The organism is Bacillus sp. Marseille-Q3570, from assembly GCF_946151055.1.
Taxonomy (GTDB): domain Bacteria; phylum Bacillota; class Bacilli; order Bacillales; family Fictibacillaceae; genus Pseudalkalibacillus.
Genome location: NZ_CAMGYZ010000001.1, coordinates 402,009 through 423,802, shown reverse-complemented (window position 1 = coordinate 423,802; position 21,794 = coordinate 402,009). Strand labels below are relative to the sequence as shown.

The following is a 21,794-nucleotide window of genomic DNA, read 5'->3' as shown; positions in this document are numbered from 1 at the left end:
AGCCCCCTCCTCATCTTGCGGCCTCAGGAGACTCCTTTTCAAGGAAGCATTTGTGCTCCTGCGTCTACAAGAAAGTCCTGTCGAAGCGAGCTTCCTCGTCGCATGCCTTACGAGGAGATTATTCAGGTAGTAGGCACGCTGATCCCGCAGGACGAGGAAAGCTTCGGCAGCGTTACATCGCGCGAAGAAAATGCGAATTTCATTTTCGAGGAGTCTCGCATTTTGCTCTCTAATCAACTTGCACAAGGTGTTATTTAAAAAATGACTCAAAAGCAACAATCTTTTACAAAAGAGCATTTTTAAAAAAGTAGCCGGAATTACTCAGTATATAAGACTTATACCCACTAGTCCAATAAACAATGTGGTGTTTTCAACATAAAATCAAAAAAATTGTCATGTTTCGTCGATAAATAAGGGGTTTTAGTAGTTTGTGCTGAATCCGGGAGAACTATCCTTGAGAGTATGTTTCAGGGCTTTTCTTATCTTTTGATTCCACTGAGTTTTTTGTTTACATTTAAAGAAAGCATAAATACTTTCTTCGATATAAGGACAACTAAGGCACAGCCTGAGCTAAAGTTTGGCTGTGCCAAGTTTTCTTTTTGGTTTGTAAAGAAACAGTTTCAGGTAAAGACTAGTAGAGATTAAAGAAAATGGAGTCGAAGGCATATGGATAGGAATCAGGAGATCATAAGGTGTGAAGTGGTATCAACCGACCATTTGAAAGATCTTTCATTCGGACTCGAAATGCAACAAATTACAACAGTGGTTGGACCATCTGGAGCAGGAAAAAGCAGTTTGTTATTCTTATTGAACCGATTAGAAGAACCTGCTTCAGGTGACATTTATTACAAAGGACAGAACATTAAAGCATTACCTGTGACCAAGTTACGATGTGAGGTAGGGATGGTTTTCCAGTCTGCCTATCTTTTTGATGGAACCACAGAAGAGAATATTCAATATGGACCGAAACTGCAAGGGGAACTACAAGATTGTGATGTTGACCGATTGCTTGATCTGGTTGACTTGCCCCGATCATTCAAGACTCGTCACGTCACCTCATTATCAGGAGGAGAACAGCAGCGGGTAGCTATTGCAAGGACTTTTGCCAATAAACCATCCGTCTTACTGCTTGATGAAGCGACCAGCGCATTAGACATCAAAACAGCCGAGCATATCGAAGAACTCTTATTCCGATTGCGCGATGAAAAAGGGGTTACGATCATGATGGTTACCCACAATCTAAAGCAAGCAGAAAGAATGGGAGAACAGACCTTATATCTTGAGGATGGACGACTTGTTGAAAAAGGCATTACCCTTGAAATGTTTGAACATCCTGAAACACAACAATTCGGTCAGTTTTTAAAGGAGTAGGGTACTATGGAAGGCTCAGAAATTTCAAATCTATCACTATTGTTCATCATCATATTCGTCATCATTCCAGTATCCCTTTCCTACTGGTTTTCACTTGATTTATCGAAAACAATCATATGGTCATCCATCCGAGGAGTTGCTCAGCTTTTCATCATCGGGTATGTATTGACCTTCTTATTTGATCTACCTAGTTGGCAGGGAATCGGTTTATGGGTCGCCGTCATGGTTGTTGTTGCTACTATTAACGCAGCGAGAAAAGGGAGGAACATCCCCCGAGTGTATCCAGTTGTATTCACGATCATTGCCCTGACAGAAATAATCATTTTGTCATTATGGTTATTGTTCGGATACATACCCTTTTCAGCCGAAAAAGTGATTCCCATTAGTGGGATGGTGATCGGCAACAGTATGATTGCTATAGGCCTTGCTTTGGAGCGGCTGCAACATCAGTTCAGAGAAGAAAAGGGCCGTGTTTTAGCAGCTTTATCTTTAGGCGCGACTCCGAAACAATCGTCTCTACCGATTGTCCGGAAGACATTGAAGGCGGCTATGATCCCGAATATCGACGGGCTGAAAACAATTGGTCTCGTCCAGCTCCCAGGGATGATGACAGGTTTGATTTTAGGCGGTGTTTCCCCTTTAGATGCAGTCCGATATCAGATTGTCATTTCGCTTAGTATCTTCGTTTCAGTAGCGGTTTGTGCGATGATGGTGACCATATTGCTTTACAGATATTATTTTAATGATAAAATGCAACTGATCGATATTAATTCTTAGAGGAGGGTTACAATGGCAATCGTGGATGTAACAGTTGTACCGCTAGGAACGAAAACTCCGAGTATGAGTGACTATGTTGCCGAAGTCCAGAAAGTCCTTGATGAGAATAGTGACAAGATCAGTTATCAGTTGACCCCGATGAGTACTTTGATTGAAGGAGATCTCGGTGATTTATTCGATGTAATCCAACAAATTCACGAAGTACCGTTCAAAAATGGCATCGAACGGGTTTCAACCAATATCCGTTTAGATGATAGACGGGACAAGCAAGTGAAGATGGAAGACAAATTAAAATCAGTCGAAGAAAAAACGTGAAGAAAGAAAAAAAGATTGACCGAATTCCGGTCAATCTTTTTTCGAGTAGACGGTTTAGTGTCCGCCGCCCCAACCACCAGTGTGGAAGATATCGATTACAGTCATCACCGTAAACCATCCGAACACTGCTGCAGTCAAGAAGGCAAAACCTAACGCAATGATATTTTTCCTTTTAAGTTCTCTAAATAACGCCCAGAGTGCGAAAAGGGTTACCAGGCCAAAGATGATTGCCAATGCCATAACTTTCCCCCCTTATGTTGTTGTTTGTTAATATTACTATAACCTGTTTTTCCGATAACAATCTATGTAATAGAATGATTGCCTATCTTATTGTACCTGTTTTTTTTTTGATTGTCGAGATTGCATTACTTACAAAAGTGTGACGGAAACATCGTAAGCAGAAGCGATTTGCTTGACCAGGTCATCTTGTTGACGATCGGCAAAATAAATGATTGGATTGACTGAATCATCGAGAGCGACAATATGTTCCTCTAATTGAAGCATCGCCATTTTAGTCTGCTCCCCATTACCTTCATCCATACGGAAGGGGACCGCCATTTCTTTATACAGATATGCGTGATTCGAAGAGGATACGAACCCGTAATCTTTATTGAATGTTGTTGTAGGTGATTGTAGAGGATAGAGGGCATACGCTTCTTCAAAAAGATCATCTTCCTTAAAAAGAGCTTGAAGCGCTTCATATTCGGATTCAGATTGTACGATGCATAAGCGATCATCCCGATCAACAATATTGGCTGTACTCGCAATTTTGTGAACGAATTGGCTTATGAAACCAGGGGGATGCCCCCTTAACTCCCGATGCTCAACACCATAAACGATTTGCATAGTCCCCTCACTTTCCATACACCAATAAAATTGGTATTGTATGAATGGAATATTACTTTAGATATGAATTTCCTTTAGTGTAGAATAAAATAAGAAGATTGGCAATGGAGGCGATACATATGGAATGGAAACAACTTACTGTAGGTCCTGTACAAGCAAACTGTTACCTATTATGGAATGGGGAAAAGGAAGCATTGATCATCGATCCAGGAAGTGAAGGGGATCGCATAAATCAAGAGATAGAAACACTTGGTTTAAAGCCATCTGCTATTCTGCTTACTCATGCCCATTTCGATCATATCGGCGCATTGGATGAGGTTCGTTCAAAGTGGAATATCCCGGTATATCTTCATCAAGAAGAACTTGATTGGTTAGGGGACCCTGACCTCAATGGTTCTAGTTTCTTCCCTATGGTCCAATCAGTTGTCATGAATGAAGCAGACCATGTCTTGAAGGGGGGACAAAATCTAGAGATAGATGGTTTTTCATGCAAGGTCCTTTATACCCCGGGGCATTCACCTGGAAGTGTTTCGTTTTATTTTAAAGAGAGTGATTTGGTGGTAAGTGGCGATACCTTATTCATGGGGAGTATCGGCCGTACCGATTTACCAGGCGGTGACCACAAACTTCTGTTGAAAAGTATCCACAATCAGTTGCTGACATTGGATGAAGAGACCCAGGTTCTTTCTGGACATGGTCCATCAACGACGATCGGGGAAGAAATGGATTCGAATCCATTTTTGAATGGCTTTTCATTATGACAAATGATCAGATGTCGATTGAAGAATTTCTTTACGAGAAAATTCAATCAACAAAGCATAACAGGATCAGTTATGCTCGTTTTATGGAGACAGTCCTATATCATAAAACGGGATATTATCAAAAGGAAGAAACAAAAATCGGAAAGGATGGCGATTTCTATACGTCAAGTTCCATCCATCCCGTGTTTGCATGGGTATTTGCCGATTATTTTGATGCTTATTGTAAAGAAAAGAATCTCCCTATTCATATATGTGAAGTAGGAGGAGGGGATGGTTCTTTTTCCAAACAGGTACTGGATTATTTGAAAAAGACCAAACCAGAACGATATTGTGACATGTTCTATTCTTTCATTGATGTAAGTGATGATCATTTGAATAAAGCTAAAATGAACCTAGCCCTGCATGAAAGTGTCGAATTTCATTCATCACTTGAAAAATTCAAACAACATAACGAGGCTTTTAAAGGAATCATTTTCTCCAATGAACTTCTGGATGCATTTCCTGTCCATGTTGTAGAGCAGCGAGAAGGGAAACTTCATGAGGTCATGCTTACGATGGATGAGAATCGAGTGATGAAGGAATTGGTGATACCAACGGAGTGCGAAGAGATATTGAAATGGTTCGAATGGAGCGGGATAGTCCTACCTGAAAACCATCGTTTCGAGGTACCATTAAAAATGATGGAATGGCTTTCTGAAATAGCCGGGGTACTTTCAGAAGGGTTATTGATTACTGTTGATTATGGCTACAAAAACGAAGAATTGTTGGATCCTGCTCTTCGAAACGGGAGCTTGAGGGGGTACCTTGATCATCAACTTATCGAGGATCCACTTTTACACCCGGGAAAGATGGATTTGACAACTCATATCCAACTCGATTCGTTAGTTGAAAGAGGAGAGGAAATGGGGTTGTGTAAGCATTATCTAGGTAAACAGAAAAATTTCCTATTGGAAAATGGATTATTCGATCATTTAGTCGAGCACAATAACCACGACCCATTTTCTGATGAAAACAGGCTGAATCGGGCAATCCGATCCTTTGTGACCCCAGGGGGCATCAGTGATGCGTTCCATGTATTAATTCAAGAGAAATGTAATTCAAAAAAAGCTGACTGATAAGTACTGTACAGAGGGAGTCTTAAGAATCCTTGTTTGAAAAGATTCGGAAGTTATTTTCCGGAAAATCGTTCATTTATAAAAATAACGGACACCAGAGCTTTTATTAATCTCAGTAAAACAGCTCTTTTGTTCCCAGATAACGTCTCGGGTGTCCGTTAGCAATTCAAAAAAGCGCAATAAAAAAAGATGGACTGGATTGTCCATCTTTTTTATGTGCAGATTAATGTCCGCCTGAACCAGGTGTCATCATGAAAGTGGTCCAGTACGTGAAACCGATAAAGAAGACTGTTAAGTAGGCACCAAAAATATAAATATACATTCTTTCAGATAAGTTAAGGTATCCAAGTGCAACAAACATTACCGTTTGTCCTACGAACAGAAGGGAAAACGCCTGCATGTCACCAACATAAGCCATTACAGCGATGACTGCCGTCCAGAATCCCATCATGCGGTACATTCTTGCCATATGTAATCCTCCTTTGCAGCAATGATCATTACGAATAGATAAGTACAATTAACGATTTTCCATCCAAAATAAAATGGACTCTTTTAGTATTATAAATCAAATGAATGAAAAAAGTAAATTACAATTGCTATGGCAATTTTGTGTCGATGCTATAAATTATACCAAGCTACATATAGTATAATGGCAATTTGAAAAAATATACAGGTTTTTGAATTTAAAAAGAGGATACTTATTTATAATGTCGAACTAGTCATATACTTCCCGAAAGAAGGTGGTTTTATAGAAATAAACGTCGAAACAAAGAGTGAAAAATTAGTATTACAAGCTATTTCAATGCGTGCGACCGATTTACATGTTATTCCGAAGCGTCGGTCAGCTACCATTCAAGCTAGAATCGACCAACGATTATTCACCCTCGAAGAAGTGCCGTTGAATCAAAGTGAACGCCTCATATCCCACTTCAAGTACTTAGCAGGAATGGATATCGGTGAAAGGCGAAAGCCCCAGAACGGCTCAATTCATCATTATCTCCCCGTAAATGGTAATATCCATTTAAGGCTTTCTACTTTACCATCAGCTTACAATGAAGCTCTAGCTATCCGAATCCTGCCTCAGAATGATGCAAACATCTACTCAAATCTCTCAATTTTCCCAAATACACTCAGAAACATTTACACCCTTCTCACCCAACCACAAGGGTTGATTTTATTTGCAGGTCCAACTGGGTCTGGAAAAACAACACTCCTCTACTCTTTATTGAAAGAATCCCAACACCAGATGAAACGACAGGTCATCACACTGGAAGATCCGATTGAAAAAAGAATGGAAAGCTTGTTGCAAATTGAAATCAATGAACCAGCAGGGGTAACCTATTTAGATGGGTTCAAGTCGATTTTACGTCACGATCCAGATGTCATCATGATAGGAGAGATACGAGATGAAGCCACGGCTCATTTAGCGATAAGAGCCTCACTTACAGGTCATCTCGTATTATCGACACTTCACGCCAAAGACACAATTGGATGTCTCTATCGTCTACTGGAATTTGGATTGAAATTTGAGGATTTGAAGCAAACGTTACTTGGAATCGTTTCACAAAGGTTATGTGATATTACTTGTCAATATTGTAGTGGTGAATGTTCTTTTTATTGCATGCTGAGGAGGAAGAACCGCCGGATGGGAATCTATGAAACCTTATATGGAGACATGCTAGAAGAAACAATGGCAGCCATTGAAAACAAGAAGGATCAACTTAAACATTTTCCTCAACTGCAAGATTATCAAATTCGTGCGATGGCAATGGGATTTACACCAATGCAGCCATTTAGCATTAAGAAAGTAAGCCGTTATGAAAAGGTTTAAATGGAATAGCACCCAGCAAGCAGTATTTCTGAAAAATCTCGGAACCTTACTTGTTAAAGGGTATTCGATTTCCGAATCACTGACGTTACTTAGCCTTCAAAATAAACGTGTTGTATCCGTTACGGTCAAAGCGATCAAAGAAGACCTTGTAAAAGGAAAACCGTTATTCGAGTCCCTTGAAAGGCAACGGATTCCGTCAGATATATTAGGTTACCTTTATTTTGCATCTGAACAAGGAAATCTTTCATTCGGATTACTTGAAGGAAGTTCAATTCTTCAAAAACGTGAAGAGTTGAAGAAATCACTCCTGCAAACAATCCGTTATCCTGCAGTCCTTCTCGGAACTTTGAGTGTAATGATGTTTTTCATGCTAAAATTCTTGTTTCCCCAGTTTTCGAAGCTTTTTCAATCAGTAAATCTAACCCTCCCTGCCTACACCCTTTTTTTGATTACTTTTCTAGAATTCATCCCAGTCCTCATCTTTCTGACTCTCACATTGTTCATGCTGCTGTTTATCATCATCCATTTTCGCTACAAACATAAGAGCGCGCATGAAAAAATGTGCTTCTGGTTACGGTTTCCTTTCGTTCGTAACGTTTTGAAGATTGTTTTGACACAATATTTTTCTTTTCAATTAGGTCATTTGTTGAAAGGTGGATTGTCTTTGACGAACGCGCTGCAACTGTTTGAACAACAAAGTTTTTCGATATTCTTCCAGGAAGAAGGCACGATTCTTAAAGTCGATTTGAGAAAAGGAAAATCTTTGAGTGAAGCTTTTGAGGAAAAACCTTACTTTTTACCTGAGCTTGCCCAGGTGACATTCTTTGGCCAATCGAATGGGAAATTAGGTGAAGAATTGGTTCTCTATAGCGAAATGTTACTTGAGAATGCTGAGGAACGGTTGAAAGGGTTATTAACGCTCATTCAGCCTGTCATGTTTACATTGATCGGATCGATTGTGTTGATGCTTTTCCTGTCGGTGATGATTCCTGTTTTTCAACTCTTTCAATCACTTTGAGAAAGAAGGGAGTAGTACTATGGTTGGTCAAAGTTCGAATGAAAATGGATTTACATTGATCGAAATGTTGATCGTCATACTGATCATTTCGATCCTGTTGTTGATTGCCGTCCCGAACATGGCGAAGAACAATGATGTCGTAAAAGATAAAAGCTGTGAGGCTACCGTTCAATTGGTCCAGAGTCAGGTGGCAGCTTATCAAGTCGAAAATGAGGAATTGCCAACAAATCTTGAAGATTTGGCACAATATATTGATTCTGATCAAATTACATGTCCAGGAGATTCAGAGGTCTTAAATTATGATCCAGAAACCGGAAAAGTCAGCAGACCATAATGAAAAAGGTTATACAATGATCGAGCTTTTGATGGTTCTGTCGATACTTGTTGTCATGACAGGGGTAGTTATCATCAACATGATTCCGATGAAAGATAGCAGAGAGGTTGAACAGTTCATCCAACTGCTGACGTCTGATCTGCATTACGCTCAACAATATGCTTTAACAGAACAAGTCAAAGTACAGATCAAATTCAATAATGCCAGTGAACAATACACACTGGATATCGACTCCAGGCATAAGGAAAAAATCAAAACTATCCAGTTTCCGGAAGGTGTTTATTTTGAAGATTTGACCTCAAGTTTAGAACTGGAGTATGGAGTGAATGGGACGATCCAAAAAGGAGGTACGATGTTGTTACGTACCAAAAAAGATACCTATAAAATCGTCTTTCTTCTCGGAAAGGGCCGCTTTTATATTGAAAAGTTGTAATGGTTTCACCCTTATTGATGCCATGCTTGGGATGAGTATATTTATGGTTACGGTATTTTGGATTGCTCCTCAACTTACCGGGGTTTATTCAGAAAGGGTTTCCATCAAACAGGAGGAGTTTGCGATTGAAAAATGCCATACTTTACTACAGGAATGGAAACTTAAGAAGTCAGAGCCCAAAGAATCAGTAGTAGAAATTAATGGGATAGAATATAGCGTCACCTCGAACAAGTTGTCGTCAGACCATATTGAAATATGTTTAGATTGGACTGGAGCGAATGGACGAGAAAAGTCAATTTGTGGTCAAGCATGAAGGTGGTTATACACTTTTGGAAATGATTATTTCTTTATCCATTTTTCTCACATTGGCAGCGTTGACTCCTTTGATGTTTTCTGCGATATTTTCAACAAGTGGACAACCTTTGCATCATCAGGAAATCAGTTTGTTTTTTGAACAAGCCGATAAAGAATTGCAAGGATCAATCAGTGCTGAAAAGCGTTGGAATCGGTTAAATTTGATGCAGCCTGATGGAAACGAAATTTCCTATGAGAAAAATGGTGATCGTATTGTTCGTAAGGTAAATGGGGCTGGGTTTGAGATCATCTTACAGGACATCCAGAGTTTTAGGACTGAGAATGATCCGTATTCGGTGGAACTGATTGTCCAGACCAGTGACGATTTTTTCACACATAAAGCAACTCTCATTGAACCTTTCCTCAATCAAAGGAGGACCCCATGAAACAGGAAGGTGGTTACATGACTGCTTTCTCTATCATCATCTCTTTGATCCTTATATCGGTAACGATTTATAATATCAAAATCTTGGAGAGCGAAAGACAGTTTCATGTAAAACGTCTCATTTGGTTTAAAGCTGATGTTACATTAGAATTAGCAAGAGATGAAGTTTTCAACGACCTTCTTTCCGGAAACATACAGGCAGACGATCAGGGTTCATTAAGTTTTGACTATGGAATAGTGGATTACAATGTCACCCTAATGCCTGACGATATTTATGCAGTACGTTTTGATTTACGTTTACACAACAGTGGAAGAAAGACAGGTTTATTGTATTATAATTATGTTAACCGAGAAGTTGTACAATGGAAGGTGGTATAGTGAAAGCAATCTATTTAACAGGATTCATGGCATCAGGAAAAACATCAGTAGGAAAAGAATTAGCGGAAAAAATGAATGTCCAGGTCATTGATTTGGACAACTATATTGAAGAGAAATTAGCCTGGGCGATTCCTTCTATTTTTGAACGTAAAGGAGAAGTCTATTTTCGAGATGAAGAGCAGCGTGCACTTCAAGAATTGCCTACATCTGATGTCATCATCACTACAGGTGGGGGAGCGGTTTTAAGGAAAGAAAATCGAACGCATATGAAGAGAAATGGATATGTCATCTATTTAGAAGCAGGAGTCGATACGATTTATGAGAGGCTTTCACAACAAGAAGGACGCCCCCTCGCAAAAGGAAAAACTAAAAATGAAATTCAACAGTTGGCTGAGAAAAGACAACCATATTATGAGGGCGCTGATTTGACGATTCAAACAGATGGAAAGTCAGTCGTCGAGATTGCAGAAGAAATTGTTGCATGGATAAAAACACTCTAAATTGTCTAAAATGAGTAATAAAAACGGGTGATTTCGGTGTCGACGAATGATTTCGTAAAATTCCTGACGCAACAATTTGTACGGTATGTAGATCAACCCAAGAAAGACCGGGTAGAGCAGAGAAAAACACGTAAAGAGCATAAACCGCCCCTTTCCGTAAAATGGTTCGGTTTATTACCGATGGCGATTACAATGTTCATAAAACGAAAATGAAAAAATGAGGGATTGGCCATCTTGGTCTCTCCCTCATTTGCATTGTCGAATTCTTTTGCGTTATTTGCCAGCAATTACCGCCATGTTCAAGCAACTAATCGTACCGAAAGAGCTCTAATTCATCATCGTACTATTAGACAGATAGAACATGCCGCCGTTGATGATTTGTACGACTGCTTTAGGTTCATAAAGGTCTTTCAGCGCTTGTTTTTCCACGTGATAACTTTCTGGTAGTTCTTCAGCATCCTGATAAAAGTGATCCAACAGTTCTTCATCTTCCTGCCACCGTTTTCTGGCATCGATTGACCATTGTGGATCATCGGATTCAATGACGTGGTCGATGTATTGTTCGATTCGTTTGATTCCACTTACAGGTTTGATCAATGAACTCATCGTGTAACAATAGTCTGGAATTTTCGGGGTCAGAGGTTTAGATTCCAGTAATCCCTGAAATTCACTGACCATCATTCCGTTGATCAGATTTAAACCGATCGAATGGAGAAAATCCTTCTTTCGATCACATTGATAAGAGACCTTTATATTCAAACCTAGCCAAGGTACCAATGGGACATAAGAACTTTCATTCTGTAAGACGTTTTCGAAAAGCCGGATATATGAACCGAGCTGACGAGTCGATTGGAAAATCTGATGCAACCTCGGTGACCCGAAGTGGATGAATTCACCGTCTGTATCCTCTTCTGATTGTTCTGTTTTCAGCATCAGTTTCATCGGATTCGGCTCTGCCCCTGTCAACTCTTGATAATGCCAATAAAAAGGACGGTTCATCAATAGCTTATCCAGTTCAATCGTCAGCTGAACATGAAGCATGTGATTGTCTCTGCGTTCAATGATTTCACATTCATTTGCTGTGAAATAACGATCCAAAAATTCATGAATGTCCTTCTGAAGCATAAGCATCCCCCTCATCATTGGAATAGGTCAATAGTGATGTCAAATTATCCATTTTAATCTTGATTTCACCCTCTGTGTCAGATTCATAAAAGATATCACGTATGTGTTGTTCAATGTTTTTCATCCCGACACGTGAGAGGATTTCATCCAAGTCTCCGATTACATTTTCAAATAGATTGATTTTTTCATATAAAAGTCTGAGGATATGTTCTTCAATTGTATTTTCAGTTGCAAAATTGTAAATATAGACATCATGTTCTTGACCGATCCTATGGATACGACCGATCCTTTGCTCGATACGCATCGGGTTCCATGGCAGGTCGTAGTTGATTATATGCTGGCAAAATTGCAGATTGATCCCTTCACCACCTGCTTCAGTCGCAATAAGAACCTTAGCATGGTTTTTAAAAAGATGAGTCATCCAATCCTTTTTGTTCCGTTTGAAGCCTCCTCGAAATGGAACAGAACTGATGCCATGTTGTTGGAGGTACCATTGTAAATATAATTGCGTTGCTCGGTATTCTGTAAAGATGATCACTTTATCATCAATGGACTGGATGATTTCGAGTGCTTTCTCGGCTTTTGAATTGCGATCGACATTCTCGATTTCATGCATCAATGAGATCGCGGTCTGTCTAGCATTTTCACTGATCCCCTCTTTTTCGGACATCGCCTTCAATGTCAGAAAAACCGCTTCACGACTACTGCAGACTTCCCGCTGTAAGGTGATTGTGGAAAACGCATGTTGTTGTTCATATGCTGTATTCGCTCGAGCTTCAGTGATGGATTCATAGAGTTTACGCTCGGTCGGTGAGAGTGTTATAGGAATTGTTTTGACAATACGTTTCGGCCATTTCAAGCCAGTATCTTCACGTCTGTTCCGTACCATGACTTTATTGATCAGCTGCTTGAGTTTCACCTCATTTTGAACATCGTATCTTCCAGATCTGTATGCTTCATCAAAGTACTCTTCATTTCCAAGGTGGCCCGGCTTCAATAATGAAACAAGATTAAAAACTTCCTCGATACGGTTCTGAATCGGTGTTGCAGTCAAAAGAAGACAATACTTCTTTTTTAAGTGCTGAACGAATTCATAGTTTTTCGTCTTCTTATTTTTCAGCTTATGAGCTTCATCTATGATGATCAGATCATAGTCCTGATCCAAAACGATTTCACGATGCGGGCTTCTCTTTGCAGTATCGATCGAGGAGACCACCACATCATATTGCTCCCACACATACGATTTCTTTTGAGGGACAGCAGGAATGAGGAACTTCGTATTCAATTCATGTGTCCATTGCAGAACGAGTGAAGCTGGAACGAGGATCAAGATTTTCTTCGCTAACCCACGAATCATATATTCTTTTGTGATCAAGCCGGCTTCAATCGTCTTCCCAAGACCGACCTCATCTGCCAGGATTCCTTTTCCATTCATATCTTCTATGACTTTTCGTGCAACCTCCAATTGATGAGGAAGTATTTGGACATGGGGAATATGCTTGGGCGCTTGCAGCCCAAGAAAATCATCGATCACTAAACTTTTTTCCGCTTCTAAAGCAAGTTTATAAAGCTCCCAATTTGCCCATGGACCATCTTCGTCCAAGCGTTTAAGGAAATCTGTGCTCCAGGATTGATCATGCTCGATATTAAAAGTCATACACGAAAACCCTTTCCGAATGTTAAATTAGGTTGATTATCGAACGAATCATAATGCTTTTGTATGTATTGTTCGTTTATTTTAAAAATAGAACGCTTTCATGGAAAAGATAATTGCGATTATACGTTCTTCGATGATAAGATATAACTAGATTCATACTTAGTATGAACAAGCGAACCGAGAAATATAATAGCTGTTATAGATTTCGTCTTTATAGAGTGTGAAATTCTTAAGTTCAAACACATATTTGCGAGTGAGGACAAGGGGAGAGACTACCTTTATGGTAGCGCCGAAGGAGCAAGCTTAACGTGAATCTCTCAGGCAAACGGACTCTTGTTTGACGCAGCTCTGGAGAGTGCTTCAATTGTGAAGCCACCAAAGGGGAAAGTCGCGGAACGTTCTTCTGCGATCAAACTTTCAGGTACGAGGACAGAGAGGGCTTGTTAAAAAGTCTTCTTTGTCCTCTCTTTTTTTCATTTGAAGAAAGTATGAATACTTTGAAAGCGTCATTTTTAACAGGTTGTAAATGTTTGACTTATTGAATGAGAAAGCAAAGGGATAAATCTATCAGCTGAATGACAAATTTTATAATAGAAGGAGAGATGCTCATGTCATCCCTACAGCGAACACCACTGTTTGAGCTGTATAAAGAATATGGAGCGAAAGTAATTGATTTCGGTGGTTGGGAATTGCCTGTCCAATTCTCAAGCATCAAGGAAGAACACGAAGCAGTACGGACTAAAGCTGGATTGTTTGATGTCTCCCATATGGGTGAAATCACAGTTAAGGGTGAGGACGCTGAAGGTTTTCTACAATATGTAATGACCAATGATGTTTCGAAGTTGAAAGAAGGCGGCGCTCAATATACCGCAATGTGCTACGAAGATGGCGGTACAGTTGATGACCTTCTTGTATATAAGCGTAGGGAAGATGAATTCCTTTTAGTTGTTAATGCTGCAAACATTGAAAAAGACTATGACTGGCTTTTGAAGAACCAGAAAGGGAATGTTGAAATTCAGAACATTTCGAATGAAGTTGCTCAATTAGCATTACAAGGACCACTGGCAGAGGAAGTACTACAGAAGCTTACAGAATATGATTTATCTCAAATTGGTTTCTTCAAGTTTGCGGAAGACGTGGAAATCGACGGTACGAAAGCATTGGTATCCCGCACAGGCTACACAGGTGAAGATGGTTTTGAAATCTATTGTGACAGTGAAGATGCTGCCAAGCTATGGAAAACCATTTTAGAAGCAGGTAAAGAAGCTGGGGTTCTTCCAATCGGACTCGGTGCACGTGATACTTTACGATTTGAAGCTAGGCTTGCTTTATACGGTCAAGAGCTGACAGCTGAGATTTCACCTTTGGAAGCAGGGATCGGTTTCGCAGTCAAGCTGAAAAAAGAAGCTGATTTCATCGGTAAGGATGCGTTGATCAAGCAAAAAGAGGATGGACTTAAACGGAAATTGGTCGGAATCGAAATGATAGATAAAGGGATTCCACGAACACATTATGACGTTTTCAAAAATGATGAAAAGATCGGCGAAGTCACCACTGGTACGCAATCTCCTACACTAGGTAAAAACCTTGGGTTGGCTTTGATCGATTCGAAGTACACAGAGCTTGGAACAGAAGTCGAAGTCCAGGTCCGTAAACGACGCCTGAAAGCAGAAGTCGTAAAAGCACCTTTCTATAAACGTTAATCATGAGGGGGAATAAAAGGTGAAATTTCGTTACCTACCAATGACAGAGCAAGACGAAAAGGAAATGTTAGCAGAAATCGGAATTGATTCGATTGATGAACTGTTCAATGATATTCCTGAAAATGTACGGTTCAAAGGCGATCTGAACATCTCAGAGGCAATCCCTGAGAACGATTTGATGAAAAAGATGTCTGGACTAGCTGCTAAGAACGTAAATACAAAGGACTATGCTTCCTTCCTTGGAGCAGGGGTATATGATCACTACATCCCGTCGATCGTCAATCACGTGATTTCGCGTTCTGAATTCTATACGGCTTACACACCGTATCAACCTGAAATCTCACAAGGGGAACTTCAAGCGATCTTTGAATTCCAGACGATGATTTGCGAGCTGACCGGAATGGAAGTTGCCAATTCTTCTATGTACGATGGACAAACAGCCCTCGCAGAAGCAGCTTTCTTAAGTGCTGCTCATACGCGTAAAAAGAAGGTTGTCGTATCGAAAAGTGTCCATCCAGAAGCATTGAGTGTCCTTCATACGTACGCGAAAGGGCCCAACCTTGAAGTAGTGGAAGTTGAAGCTACGAATGGGACGACGGATTTGGAAGCACTAAAAGGTGTTATTGATGGAGATACAGCTTGTGTCATCGTCCAATATCCGAACTTTTACGGGCAAATCGAGCCTTTGAAGGAAATTGAAGAAATCGTTCATCAAGAAAAAGCAATGTTCGTCGTATCCAGTAATCCGCTATCATTGGGCGCACTTAAGCCGCCTGGAAAACTTGGTGCAGATATCGTCATTGGTGACGCTCAGCCATTCGGTATTCCAGCTGCATTTGGTGGACCGCATTGTGGTTATTTTGCGACAACAAAGAAATTGATGCGTAAAGTACCAGGACGTCTAGTCGGCCAAACGACCGACGAGGAAGGACAGCGTGGTTTCGTTCTTACGCTGCAAGCTCGTGAACAGCATATCCGTCGTGACAAAGCGACATCCAATATCTGTTCGAACCAGGCATTGAACGCGCTTGCTGCATCGGTTGCAATGACTGCTTTAGGTAAAAAAGGGATCAAGGAAATCGCTGTACAAAACCTTCAAAAAGCACATTATGCAAAGAAAAAGCTTGAAAAAGCGGGTATGGAAGTCCATTTTAAAGGTGCCTTTTTCAATGAACTTGTCATAAAAGTCTCCAAACCGGTCAAAGAAGTGAACAAAGCGCTTTTGGAAAAAGGATTTGTCGGGGGTTACAATCTCGGACAATATTACCCGGATCTTGATCAGCATATGTTGATCGCTGTTACGGAACAGCGTACGAAAGAAGAAATCGATACATTTGTAAAAGAATTGGGGGGAGTCCAATGAGCCACGAAAAGAATCAAGCACTCATTTTTGAACTGTCTAAACCAGGACGTGTAGGATATAGCTTATCTGCATTAGACGTGCCTGAAACTCCCATTGAAGAAATGATTGATTCAGAGTATCTACGGGATGAAGAGCCAGAACTGCCTGAAGTATCTGAACTTCAAATCATGCGCCATTACACAGCATTATCGAAGCGTAATCATGGTGTAGATTCCGGCTTCTATCCACTTGGATCTTGTACGATGAAATATAATCCGAAAATCAATGAAGATGTAGCTCGTTTTCCTGGATTTGCTCATATTCACCCTTATCAGGATGAAGACACAGTACAGGGTGCGATGGAAATGCTATATGACCTGCAAACTTCACTTGAAGAGATTACAGGGATGGATGAAGTCACCCTTCAACCAGCAGCTGGCGCTCATGGAGAATGGACCGGCTTGATGATGATCCGTGCTTATCATGAAAAAAATGGCGATCATCAACGGACAAAAGTCATCGTACCAGATTCAGCACATGGAACCAACCCAGCTTCCGCTACGGTTGCAGGATTTGATGCTGTAACGGTCAAGTCAGATGAAAACGGTCTAGTCGACCTGGAAGACTTGAAACGTGTGGTAGGCGATGACACTGCAGCGTTGATGCTCACAAACCCGAATACGCTCGGTCTTTTTGAAGAGCACATTCTAGATATGGCGCGGATTGTCCATGAGGCAGGCGGAAAGCTATATTATGATGGTGCGAATATGAATGCGATCATGGGCAGAACACGTCCAGGGGACATGGGCTTTGACGTTGTCCACTTGAACCTTCATAAGACGTTCACCGGCCCTCACGGCGGTGGCGGTCCTGGATCAGGTCCAGTCGGCGTAAAGGAAGATTTGATTCCATTCTTGCCTAAACCGATTTTAGCGAAGACTGAAGATGGCTATGTATTTGATTACAACCGTCCAGAGTCGATCGGACGTGTGAAGCCATTCTACGGGAACTTCGGGATCAATGTCCGTGCCTATACGTACATTCTGACGATGGGTCGCGAAGGATTGAAAAAGGTCAGTGATTATGCTGTTTTGAATGCGAATTATATGATGCGCAAACTTGCGCCGCATTTTGTCCTTCCATATGAACAGCATTGTAAGCATGAATTCGTCATTTCCGGTAAGCGTCAGAAAAAACTTGGTGTACGGACGTTGGATATGGCGAAACGCCTCCTGGACTTCGGTTATCATCCACCGACCATCTATTTCCCTCTCAATGTGGAGGAATGTATGATGATCGAGCCGACAGAAACCGAATCGAAGGAAACGTTGGATGAGTTCATCGATGCGATGATCCAAATTGCGAAAGAAGCTGAAGAATCTCCGGAGGTCGTGCAACAAGCGCCTCACAACACTGTCATCAAACGTATGGACGAAACCACCGCTGCACGGAAACCGATCCTACGATACGAAAAGCAATAATGAAAAAGGAACAGGCCTTCTCCGGTATGCTCGGAGCGGCTTGTTCCTTTTCTAATTTCCATTTAAAGAAAGAATTAATATTTACTTCAATATACGCGCCGATTTTAACTTATTCCGGCCGATTCAGAAGTTAATCCGGCGACTTTTATGTGTAATCCGGCGGAATGAGAGCATGATCCGGCTACTTTTCATCGGAATCCGGCCAAAGGTTACTTTTTACACTTTCTCACATCTAAGGTCTAAGTTATTTAATAAAAAAAGGCTGTCCTTAAAAGATTTTGGACAACCCTTAACCAATATTCTATCTTTGCAAATCTATTTTCCTTTTTTCACTTTACCGTTCCATTTTTTGAATCCGCCTTTAAGGTTATAAAGGTCCTTGATGCCTTTTTTTCTTAAAACAGTAGCAGCCCGGACGGTACGCATTCCGCTTTCGCAGTACATGTAGACAGGCTGATCATTACGGATTTCTTTATGACGCATACGGAGCTGTGACAACGGAATATTTCTCGCTCCGAGAATATGTCCATTTTCATATTCTTTCTGTTCCCGAACATCGATCAGCTGAGCTTTACGATATCCGCTGCGAAATTCCTCTTCTGTTAACGTCTTCAAATGTCTGCGTTGGTAAAGTCCAGCGACGATCATATATACGATGATAGCTGCTGGGAGTGCCCAAAAAATCCATTCCATTTCATCTTCCCCCTAGAAACTTGAACTTTCTACCATTCTCTAAAATGATACCATGTCCATTATATACAGGAATTTTCTTATTCGCAAAACTAAGTTTTAAAATTCAATGAATTGTATGTGCTCATAGGTTTCTGTTAAACTATGAAAGGTAAAAATGTATGATGAATGGATATGGAAAGAGGCGTACATAGCATGAAAGAACAATGGTATTTTATCGATTCTGGTGCATGTTCACCAGCTTATAATATGGCGCTGGATGAAGCGTTGCTGGACTGGCACAGTAAAGGGGAAATTCCACCGGTGGTCAGGTTTTACGAGTGGAATCCTGCAACACTTTCTGTCGGTTATTTCCAAAAGGTAGAAAAGGAAATCAACCTTGATGCAGTCCGTGAACACGGGTATGGTTTGGTGCGGAGGCCGACCGGAGGCAGAGCGGTCCTTCATGACAAAGAGCTGACCTATAGCGTCATTGTCTCGGAGGAACATCCAAAGATGCCGCAATCGGTCACGGAAGCATACCGGGTGATCTCGGAAGGTATTTTAGGTGGATTCCGCAACCTGGGTCTTGAAGCATATTTTGCGGTACCAAAAACAGAAGAGGAAAAAGCAGGACTGAAAAATCCTCGCTCAGCAGTCTGTTTCGATGCCCCATCCTGGTATGAACTCGTCGTTGAAGGCAGAAAGGTTGCTGGAAGTGCACAGACAAGGCAAAAGGGTGTAATCCTACAGCATGGGTCGATCCTACTTGATATTGATGAAGACAAATTGTTCGATTGCTTCAAGTTTGCAAATGACAGAGTAAGAGAGCGGATGCAGAAAGCTTTCGGTAAGAAGGCAGTCGCAATCAATGATCTTCGTGATGAAAGAGTGACGATCGAGGAATCCAAGAAAGCTTTCAAGACGGGATTCGAACAAGGGCTCGATGTGGAATTCATACCACTTGTCCTTTCGGAAGAACAAAATCAATATATTGATGAGATCATTGAAAAGCGCTATGCAAATGATGAATGGACATTTAGACGTTAACTGAAAACTGTGACCAAAAACTGGTCGCAGTTTTTAATTTTTTTATTGGAAAAAAGAAGGATTTTTGAAAAGTTCAACAGACATCAGAGGCTCAAAAAAGAATGAATCTCGCAACTGAGTAAATTTCTCTTTTTCGTATATCTGATATACCATATGGACATTTTTCGCTCGTTTTCTACATATTTTATATGTTTTTGATTTTGACAAGATTAAGATCATTCGTTCTCGTTCACACAATATATTGTATTATTTTAAAATAATGTACACTATATATTGATGTTTAGTGTTTTGCTGTGCTATGATTTGGGTAACCTAAAATTGAAACTACTTAAAAGAATAGAAATGAAAAATTATATCATGAGGAGGATCCTGGATGGCGATTGTAACAGGGGAGCAACGACATCATATCAACATTGATCGGTTGAATGAGGACATTGCTAAATTCGAGCAGGTGCATCCGATCACACCGGACATGCATACGACTCACAAAGGGGTATCAAGATTGGTGATGTTGGATCGGTATTCGTTCAAGGATACTGAGAAAAGAACATTACGTGAAGGCGACTTTGTCATCCTGACTGTGAAGGATGATCCGAAGTTTCCGGCAAGAGGTATAGGATACATCGTTTCCATCGATCGGGAACAAAAATCAGCAGAGGTTAAAGTGGATGAAGATTACCGCGGAGTTCTCGATAAGCCAGACGAAATGGAGACGGGAACCGTAAAAAGATCTCTTGATACGATTGATAAACCATTAGAAATCTATTATGAACAGATCGCTAAACGAAATGCGACAGGACTGGCTTCGGTAGAGAAAACGGAAGATAAGAAACAGGAATCATTCGAGAAGTTCTATCATGAACTTGTGAATTTGAACTTTGTTCCTGCGGGCCGTGTCTTATACGGGGCAGGAGCAGCTACGGACGTAACGTACTTCAACTGTTATGTGATGCCATTCGTCCAAGATTCAAGAGAAGGAATTTCAGACCACCGGAAGCAAGTGATGGAAATCATGAGCCGGGGTGGTGGAGTCGGAACGAACGGATCGACACTCAGACCGAGGAACACGCTCGCAAAAGGTGTGAACGGAAAGTCATCCGGATCGGTATCGTGGCTCGATGATATTGCAAAGCTAACTCATCTTGTTGAACAAGGTGGATCCCGTTAACCAGCTCCAAACGGCGGGATTAAAATCTCGTGAATTGCTGGAACACCCTAAAGCCTTGAAAGCTACAACGCGGCTGGCAACAGCGAACGTGAAAGCGTAAAAATTTCAAGGATGAAACAATGGGCAATCAGCAGCGAAGCGTCTTAGGAAACTGAGATGAACGTTCAGAGACTATTGAAAGCACCTAATTTCTCATTATTTTGAAAATATGGTGTAAGTAAATCGAAAGTTCGTGAAACGAGACTTTCGAAGCGCGGGACAAGGATTGTTAATACTTACCCTTGATGATATAGTCCGAACTTATGTGAGAGCATAAGAGTCAGGCAGAAATGACCTGGCCCCTCATGAATAGAGGAGTAACAATTAGCGTGGAGCACAAATGATCATGCTGAGCGACTGGCATCCAGACATTATCGAATTCATCATTTCGAAAATGCAGAACCCTAGAATCCTCAGGTTCCTTGTTGAAAATACAGAAGATGAAACAATCAAGCAGTTAGCGTTGGACAAACTTAAATTTACACCGTTAACTGAAACCGAACGAGATATGTATCAAAGCATCGTGAATTATAAGGCCATCCCTGGACACGGAGGTTTTACCGAAAAAGCCATTAAGGAAGCTGAAGAAAAGCTTCAAACCGGTGGCACGTACAGTGTGCATAACTCCGAATTTTTAACCGGGGCGAACATTTCGGTATGCGTAACAAAAGAATTCATGGAAGCTGTCGAAAATGATGCAGAGTACGAACTTCGATTCCCGGATGTGGAGAATTACACATTTGAAGAAATGCTCGAGTACAACAACACATGGCACGAATACGGAGATGTTCGAGAATGGGAAGCTGAAGGGTATGGCATTCGAGTTTATAAACGGATCAAAGCGAGAGAGCTCTGGAACCTTATCAATATTTGCGCAACTTACTCGGCTGAACCAGGAATCTTCTTTATCGACAATGCCAATGACATGACCAATGCAAAAGCGTACGGACAGAAAGTAGTAGCAACGAATCCGTGTGGTAGAGTAGCTTGATTTGCCTCACGTAAAAAATTGCGGAACGAAGCGGGAAGCCTGAGATGGTAATCCGAACCGAAGGCTGAATGTAAAAACTCAGTCAGGGGCAGAGCATAGATCGTGAACCTGCGGAAGCAGATTATAATCGATCCACGAGGCCGCAACAATT

At 40.9% G+C, this 21,794-nt stretch carries 24 protein-coding genes, 2 pseudogenes and 1 riboswitch; of the genes and pseudogenes, 20 read left to right on the top strand and 6 right to left on the bottom strand.

What is annotated here, in order from left to right; genetic code table 11:
* Positions 1-666 precede the first annotated feature (666 nt).
* From N8M93_RS02195 to N8M93_RS02185, 3 genes are read left to right on the top strand one after another with little or no spacing between them, the layout of a single operon-like run.
* Complete coding sequence (locus N8M93_RS02195) at positions 667-1,371, top strand: phosphate ABC transporter ATP-binding protein (RefSeq protein ID WP_261129441.1); 705 nt, start codon at positions 667-669, stop codon at positions 1,369-1,371.
* A 6-nt stretch (positions 1,372-1,377) separates the two neighbouring features.
* Positions 1,378-2,148, top strand: coding sequence for an ABC transporter permease (locus tag N8M93_RS02190; RefSeq protein WP_261129439.1), 771 nt, complete (start codon positions 1,378-1,380; stop codon positions 2,146-2,148).
* Between the two features lie 12 nt (positions 2,149-2,160).
* Positions 2,161-2,463: an MTH1187 family thiamine-binding protein gene (locus tag N8M93_RS02185; RefSeq protein ID WP_261129438.1), complete on the top strand. Its 303-nt coding sequence runs from the start codon at positions 2,161-2,163 to the stop codon at positions 2,461-2,463.
* A gap of 54 nt (positions 2,464-2,517) precedes the next feature.
* Here the strand turns inward: N8M93_RS02185 and N8M93_RS02180 are convergent, their stop codons facing one another.
* A complete protein-coding gene (locus N8M93_RS02180; RefSeq protein WP_221565548.1) occupies positions 2,518-2,703 on the bottom strand; it encodes a DUF2759 domain-containing protein in 186 nt (61 codons plus the stop codon).
* 129 nt (positions 2,704-2,832) lie between these two features.
* Positions 2,833-3,309, bottom strand: coding sequence for a hypothetical protein (locus N8M93_RS02175; protein WP_261129437.1), 477 nt, complete (start codon positions 3,307-3,309; stop codon positions 2,833-2,835).
* Between the two features lie 119 nt (positions 3,310-3,428).
* On the opposite strand from N8M93_RS02175, the gene N8M93_RS02170 reads away from it, so the two are divergent.
* Both N8M93_RS02170 and N8M93_RS02165 read left to right on the top strand, forming a co-directional pair.
* Positions 3,429-4,070, top strand: a complete 642-nt coding sequence (locus N8M93_RS02170) for an MBL fold metallo-hydrolase (RefSeq protein WP_261129436.1) — start codon at positions 3,429-3,431, stop codon at positions 4,068-4,070.
* Entirely contained in the window at positions 4,067-5,185 is a 1,119-nt protein-coding gene (locus N8M93_RS02165) for an SAM-dependent methyltransferase (RefSeq protein ID WP_261129435.1), read from the top strand. Before N8M93_RS02170 ends, N8M93_RS02165 begins: the two co-directional genes overlap by 4 nt.
* A 223-nt stretch (positions 5,186-5,408) precedes the next feature.
* On the opposite strand, the gene N8M93_RS02160 is transcribed toward N8M93_RS02165, so the two are convergent.
* Positions 5,409-5,654 (bottom strand): DUF2626 domain-containing protein, encoded by a 246-nt coding sequence (locus N8M93_RS02160; protein WP_261129434.1) that lies wholly within the window; start codon positions 5,652-5,654, stop codon positions 5,409-5,411.
* 225 nt (positions 5,655-5,879) lie between these two features.
* Here N8M93_RS02160 and comGA point away from each other — a divergent pair, with 225 nt between their 5' ends.
* Genes comGA through N8M93_RS02115 form a run of 9 tightly spaced genes read left to right on the top strand, consistent with a single transcriptional unit; the run spans position 5,880 to position 10,631 of the window.
* Complete coding sequence (gene comGA, locus N8M93_RS02155; RefSeq protein ID WP_314728250.1) at positions 5,880-7,016, top strand: competence type IV pilus ATPase ComGA; 1,137 nt, start codon at positions 5,880-5,882, stop codon at positions 7,014-7,016.
* Positions 7,003-8,034: a competence type IV pilus assembly protein ComGB gene (gene comGB / locus N8M93_RS02150; protein ID WP_261129433.1), complete on the top strand. Its 1,032-nt coding sequence runs from the start codon at positions 7,003-7,005 to the stop codon at positions 8,032-8,034. Before comGA ends, comGB begins: the two co-directional genes overlap by 14 nt.
* Before the next feature lie 19 nt (positions 8,035-8,053).
* The gene (gene comGC, locus N8M93_RS02145) at positions 8,054-8,368 is read left to right on the top strand and encodes a competence type IV pilus major pilin ComGC (RefSeq protein ID WP_261129432.1); all 315 of its coding nucleotides are present in this window, start codon (positions 8,054-8,056) and stop codon (positions 8,366-8,368) included.
* Positions 8,334-8,801: a competence type IV pilus minor pilin ComGD gene (comGD, locus tag N8M93_RS02140; protein WP_261129431.1), complete on the top strand. Its 468-nt coding sequence runs from the start codon at positions 8,334-8,336 to the stop codon at positions 8,799-8,801. Before comGC ends, comGD begins: the two co-directional genes overlap by 35 nt.
* Positions 8,802-8,844: 43 nt before the next feature.
* Positions 8,845-9,114, top strand: a complete 270-nt coding sequence (locus N8M93_RS02135; protein ID WP_261129430.1) for a hypothetical protein — start codon at positions 8,845-8,847, stop codon at positions 9,112-9,114.
* Positions 9,080-9,541: a competence type IV pilus minor pilin ComGF gene (gene comGF, locus N8M93_RS02130; RefSeq protein ID WP_261129429.1), complete on the top strand. Its 462-nt coding sequence runs from the start codon at positions 9,080-9,082 to the stop codon at positions 9,539-9,541. The genes N8M93_RS02135 and comGF overlap by 35 nt, the downstream gene beginning before the upstream one ends.
* A complete protein-coding gene (gene comGG, locus N8M93_RS02125; RefSeq protein WP_261129428.1) occupies positions 9,538-9,918 on the top strand; it encodes a competence type IV pilus minor pilin ComGG in 381 nt (126 codons plus the stop codon). Before comGF ends, comGG begins: the two co-directional genes overlap by 4 nt.
* Positions 9,918-10,418 (top strand): shikimate kinase, encoded by a 501-nt coding sequence (locus N8M93_RS02120; protein ID WP_261129427.1) that lies wholly within the window; start codon positions 9,918-9,920, stop codon positions 10,416-10,418. The genes comGG and N8M93_RS02120 overlap by 1 nt, the downstream gene beginning before the upstream one ends.
* A gap of 36 nt (positions 10,419-10,454) precedes the next feature.
* The gene (locus tag N8M93_RS02115; RefSeq protein ID WP_261129426.1) at positions 10,455-10,631 is read left to right on the top strand and encodes a YqzE family protein; all 177 of its coding nucleotides are present in this window, start codon (positions 10,455-10,457) and stop codon (positions 10,629-10,631) included.
* A gap of 114 nt (positions 10,632-10,745) precedes the next feature.
* Here the strand turns inward: N8M93_RS02115 and N8M93_RS02110 are convergent, their stop codons facing one another.
* Together N8M93_RS02110 and N8M93_RS02105 are read right to left on the bottom strand one after the other, a co-directional pair.
* Entirely contained in the window at positions 10,746-11,543 is a 798-nt protein-coding gene (locus tag N8M93_RS02110; protein WP_261129425.1) for a YqhG family protein, read from the bottom strand.
* The gene (locus N8M93_RS02105; RefSeq protein ID WP_261129424.1) at positions 11,521-13,200 is read right to left on the bottom strand and encodes a DEAD/DEAH box helicase; all 1,680 of its coding nucleotides are present in this window, start codon (positions 13,198-13,200) and stop codon (positions 11,521-11,523) included. Before N8M93_RS02105 ends, N8M93_RS02110 begins: the two co-directional genes overlap by 23 nt.
* 253 nt (positions 13,201-13,453) lie before the next feature.
* Positions 13,454-13,543, top strand: a riboswitch (glycine riboswitch).
* A 265-nt stretch (positions 13,544-13,808) separates the two neighbouring features.
* Between N8M93_RS02105 and gcvT the strand changes: the two genes are divergently transcribed.
* The 3 genes from gcvT to gcvPB are packed head-to-tail and all read left to right on the top strand — an operon-like array spanning position 13,809 to position 17,726.
* The gene (gene gcvT, locus N8M93_RS02100) at positions 13,809-14,903 is read left to right on the top strand and encodes a glycine cleavage system aminomethyltransferase GcvT (RefSeq protein WP_261129423.1); all 1,095 of its coding nucleotides are present in this window, start codon (positions 13,809-13,811) and stop codon (positions 14,901-14,903) included.
* A 19-nt stretch (positions 14,904-14,922) separates the two neighbouring features.
* Positions 14,923-16,266 carry an aminomethyl-transferring glycine dehydrogenase subunit GcvPA gene (gcvPA, locus tag N8M93_RS02095; RefSeq protein WP_261129421.1) on the top strand — a complete coding sequence of 448 codons (1,344 nt, stop codon included), beginning with the start codon at positions 14,923-14,925 and terminating at the stop codon, positions 16,264-16,266.
* Complete coding sequence (gene gcvPB / locus N8M93_RS02090) at positions 16,263-17,726, top strand: aminomethyl-transferring glycine dehydrogenase subunit GcvPB (protein ID WP_261129420.1); 1,464 nt, start codon at positions 16,263-16,265, stop codon at positions 17,724-17,726. Before gcvPA ends, gcvPB begins: the two co-directional genes overlap by 4 nt.
* 315 nt (positions 17,727-18,041) lie before the next feature.
* Here the strand turns inward: gcvPB and N8M93_RS02085 are convergent, their stop codons facing one another.
* Positions 18,042-18,419, bottom strand: coding sequence for a rhodanese-like domain-containing protein (locus N8M93_RS02085; protein ID WP_261129419.1), 378 nt, complete (start codon positions 18,417-18,419; stop codon positions 18,042-18,044).
* Between the two features lie 192 nt (positions 18,420-18,611).
* Here N8M93_RS02085 and N8M93_RS02080 point away from each other — a divergent pair, with 192 nt between their 5' ends.
* From N8M93_RS02080 to N8M93_RS02070, 3 genes and pseudogenes are all read left to right on the top strand, one after another.
* Positions 18,612-19,445 carry a biotin/lipoate A/B protein ligase family protein gene (locus N8M93_RS02080; RefSeq protein ID WP_261129418.1) on the top strand — a complete coding sequence of 278 codons (834 nt, stop codon included), beginning with the start codon at positions 18,612-18,614 and terminating at the stop codon, positions 19,443-19,445.
* Between the two features lie 373 nt (positions 19,446-19,818).
* A pseudogene (locus N8M93_RS02075) lies at positions 19,819-20,610 on the top strand (ribonucleotide reductase N-terminal alpha domain-containing protein); the annotation flags it as partial.
* A 370-nt stretch (positions 20,611-20,980) separates the two neighbouring features.
* Positions 20,981-21,631: pseudogene (locus N8M93_RS02070) on the top strand (ribonucleotide-diphosphate reductase subunit alpha); the annotation flags it as partial.
* Positions 21,632-21,794: the final 163 nt, after the last annotated feature.

Bases quoted from the DNA above. Each gene is read 5' to 3' on its own strand.
- N8M93_RS02195 (WP_261129441.1), top strand. From the start codon at position 667: ATGGATAGGAATCAGGAGATCATAAGGTGTGAAGTGGTATCAACCGAC.
- N8M93_RS02190 (WP_261129439.1), top strand. From the start codon at position 1,378: ATGGAAGGCTCAGAAATTTCAAATCTATCACTATTGTTCATCATCATA.
- N8M93_RS02185 (WP_261129438.1), top strand. From the start codon at position 2,161: ATGGCAATCGTGGATGTAACAGTTGTACCGCTAGGAACGAAAACTCCG.
- N8M93_RS02180 (WP_221565548.1), bottom strand. From the start codon at position 2,703: ATGGCATTGGCAATCATCTTTGGCCTGGTAACCCTTTTCGCACTCTGG.
- N8M93_RS02175 (WP_261129437.1), bottom strand. From the start codon at position 3,309: ATGCAAATCGTTTATGGTGTTGAGCATCGGGAGTTAAGGGGGCATCCC.
- N8M93_RS02170 (WP_261129436.1), top strand. From the start codon at position 3,429: ATGGAATGGAAACAACTTACTGTAGGTCCTGTACAAGCAAACTGTTAC.
- N8M93_RS02165 (WP_261129435.1), top strand. From the start codon at position 4,067: ATGACAAATGATCAGATGTCGATTGAAGAATTTCTTTACGAGAAAATT.
- N8M93_RS02160 (WP_261129434.1), bottom strand. From the start codon at position 5,654: ATGGCAAGAATGTACCGCATGATGGGATTCTGGACGGCAGTCATCGCT.
- comGB (WP_261129433.1), top strand. From the start codon at position 7,003: ATGAAAAGGTTTAAATGGAATAGCACCCAGCAAGCAGTATTTCTGAAA.
- comGC (WP_261129432.1), top strand. From the start codon at position 8,054: ATGGTTGGTCAAAGTTCGAATGAAAATGGATTTACATTGATCGAAATG.
- comGD (WP_261129431.1), top strand. From the start codon at position 8,334: ATGATCCAGAAACCGGAAAAGTCAGCAGACCATAATGAAAAAGGTTAT.
- N8M93_RS02135 (WP_261129430.1), top strand. From the start codon at position 8,845: ATGGTTACGGTATTTTGGATTGCTCCTCAACTTACCGGGGTTTATTCA.
- comGF (WP_261129429.1), top strand. From the start codon at position 9,080: ATGGACGAGAAAAGTCAATTTGTGGTCAAGCATGAAGGTGGTTATACA.
- comGG (WP_261129428.1), top strand. From the start codon at position 9,538: ATGAAACAGGAAGGTGGTTACATGACTGCTTTCTCTATCATCATCTCT.
- N8M93_RS02110 (WP_261129425.1), bottom strand. From the start codon at position 11,543: ATGCTTCAGAAGGACATTCATGAATTTTTGGATCGTTATTTCACAGCA.
- N8M93_RS02105 (WP_261129424.1), bottom strand. From the start codon at position 13,200: ATGACTTTTAATATCGAGCATGATCAATCCTGGAGCACAGATTTCCTT.
- gcvT (WP_261129423.1), top strand. From the start codon at position 13,809: ATGTCATCCCTACAGCGAACACCACTGTTTGAGCTGTATAAAGAATAT.
- gcvPB (WP_261129420.1), top strand. From the start codon at position 16,263: ATGAGCCACGAAAAGAATCAAGCACTCATTTTTGAACTGTCTAAACCA.
- N8M93_RS02085 (WP_261129419.1), bottom strand. From the start codon at position 18,419: ATGGAATGGATTTTTTGGGCACTCCCAGCAGCTATCATCGTATATATG.
- N8M93_RS02080 (WP_261129418.1), top strand. From the start codon at position 18,612: ATGAAAGAACAATGGTATTTTATCGATTCTGGTGCATGTTCACCAGCT.